The following is a 2,480-nucleotide window of genomic DNA, read 5'->3' as shown; positions in this document are numbered from 1 at the left end:
ATATACTTTAAAACGGTTAAGTTTGCGGTTTTTAGGTAGGGTGCGCTGTGCGCACCTTTATAAGTTATCATTAAAAATCAATGAAAAAGGTGCGCACAGCGCACCCTACAGCAACAGAGGATACCGAAAACGATACCGTTCAAAATATATCATTAAAAACCAATAAAAAGGTGCGCACAGCGCACCCTACGGCAACACAAGATACCAAATATAATCGTTCAGAGTATAACTAGACAAAGCCGGAGTCCGTTACTTAAAACGCGTTCAAGCCTAATACGTCTTGCATATCATAAAAACCAGCCGGTTTGTCATTAAGCCAAATAGCCGCTCTTACTGCGCCATTAGCAAACGTCATACGGCTTGATGCTTTATGAGTTATCTCAACACGCTCACCTTCGTCAGCAAACATCACCGTATGCTCGCCTACAATGTCACCGGCTCTTATCGTAGCAAAACCTATGGTTTTTCGCTCTCTAGCGCCGGTATTACCCTCGCGACCATAGACAGCACATTCACTTAAATCTCGCCCTAAACTCTTGGCAATCACCTCTCCCATGCGTAACGCAGTGCCCGAAGGCGCGTCGATTTTATGCCTATGATGAGCTTCTATAATTTCAATATCGGTATAATCCCCCATCACTTTGGCGGTCATTTCTAGCAGCTTTAGCGATAGATTCACGCCTACACTCATATTAGGTGCCATGACTAGCGCAATGTCCTCAGCCACTTTCCGTATGTCTGCTTTTTGTGCATCGCTATAACCCGTTGTGCCTATTACGATTTTTTTACCTAATTGCACGCAATGATTAATAAAAGCCATAGAGACGTCAGGACGTGTGAAGTCAATTAATACATCAAAATCGTCCACTAACTGACTCAGACAACTGACAACAGGCACACCCATCGCGCTAATGCCGGCTAACTCGCCAGCGTCTTTGCCTATCGCTAAGCTGTCCGGGCGCACTACCGCCCCTATTAAAGTTGCTTTATTAGACAGCGCAACCGCTTTAATTAAACTCAATCCCATACGACCGGAGGCACCGGCTATTACAACACGCGTCATGACTATTCCGTAAGTTTGTTAATAAAGCCTTTAACCGTGTCCATCCAAGAATGCTCTTGCGGACTGTGAAATTTACCACCGCCAGAAAGTGATTCACCCAATTTTTTCAATTAATGCTTTCTGCTCTTTGGTTAATTGCACCGGGGTTTCGATTTGCACTTTACATAACAAATCACCGACTGGGCCGCCTCGTACGGGTTTTACCCCTTTACCGCGCAAACGGAATAATTTGCCTGTTTGTGTCTCTGGTGGAATTTTCAGCACGACTTTACCATCTAGCGTGGGCACTTCTAGCTCGCCACCTAAACAAGCGGTAGGGAAACTAATGGGTACTTCACAATATAAATTGGCGCCATCACGGGTAAAAATTGGATGGTCTTTAACGCGAATTTCGACGTATAAATCACCCGATGGACCACCACGCTCACCCGCCTCACCTTCACCGGCTAAACGAATGCGATCACCGGTATCAACACCCCCAGGTATTTTGGCCGATAAGGTTTTGGTCTCTTGTACTCGACCATGGCCTGCACATTTTCCACAAGGGTCTTTTATCTGCTTGCCGGTACCGCGACACGTCGGACAGGTTTGTTGTACCGAGAAAAAGCCTTGTTGCATACGCACTTGACCGTGACCATGGCACGTCGAGCAGATAATCGGCGTAGAGCCTTTTTTAGCACCAGAACCACCGCATTCATCGCAAGTCACTAGCACCGGTACTCTGATTTTAGCTTCTGTACCAGAAACGGCTTCTTCTAATGATAATTCCAAGTTGTAACGCAAGTCGGAACCACGTTGAGCACCGCCGCGTTGTCTGCTTGCTCCAAAAATATCGCCAAACACATCGCCGAAAATATCACTAAAACTTTCCGAACCAAATCCACCTGGACGCCCCCCCATAGACGGGTCAATACCCGCATGACCAAATTGATCATAAGCTGAGCGTTTTTTAGGGTCAGATAAGACTTCGTAAGCTTCTTTAACTTGTTTAAATTTCGCTTCGGCTGCGTCGGGATTATCGGCGTTTCTATCGGGATGATATTTCATCGCCAAGCTGCGATATTTTTTTTCTTGATTTCAGCATCGCTAGCATTCCTATCAACGCCTAAAACCTTATAAAAATCTTCTTTTTCCGCCATGAGTAATCATTAACCTGTAGTGACTGTATCTGTAGTGTCGGCCTAGCTAAAAAAGCAAAAGAGGCGTAAGCCTCTTATTCTCATATAGTTAATGTAGGGTACGCTACGCACACATTTATTAATTGATTTTAATAATGCTAAAAGGTGCGCACAGCGCACCCTACCTACTACCTAAAAACCGAATGTGACCGTTTGAAGTATATACTCTGAACGGTCACATTCGGTATCTTGTGTTGTTGTAGGGTGCGCTATGCGCACCTTTTTTCATTGATTTTTAA

At 45.0% G+C, this 2,480-nt stretch carries 1 protein-coding gene and 1 pseudogene; both read right to left on the bottom strand.

The window, feature by feature from the left end; translation table 11 throughout:
• Positions 1 to 253: 253 nt before the first annotated feature.
• The gene (gene dapB / locus VZ94_RS21130) at positions 254 to 1,063 is read right to left on the bottom strand and encodes a 4-hydroxy-tetrahydrodipicolinate reductase (protein ID WP_045780763.1); all 810 of its coding nucleotides are present in this window, start codon (positions 1,061 to 1,063) and stop codon (positions 254 to 256) included.
• Positions 1,064 to 1,065: 2 nt separating this feature from the next.
• Positions 1,066 to 2,202 (bottom strand): annotated as a pseudogene (gene dnaJ / locus VZ94_RS21125) (molecular chaperone DnaJ).
• Positions 2,203 to 2,480 lie beyond the last annotated feature (278 nt).

The sequence above is a fragment of the Methylocucumis oryzae genome (genome assembly GCF_000963695.1).
GTDB classification, from domain to species: Bacteria; Pseudomonadota; Gammaproteobacteria; order Methylococcales; family Methylomonadaceae; genus Methylovulum; species Methylovulum oryzae.
The sequence above is the reverse complement of the archived record's forward strand: the minus strand, read 5'-3'. Positions and strand labels throughout refer to the sequence as shown.

What these genes read in the sequence shown, in the direction of transcription:
- dapB (WP_045780763.1), bottom strand. Translation starts at nt 1,063, where the DNA reads ATGACGCGTGTTGTAATAGCCGGTGCCTCCGGTCGTATGGGATTGAGT.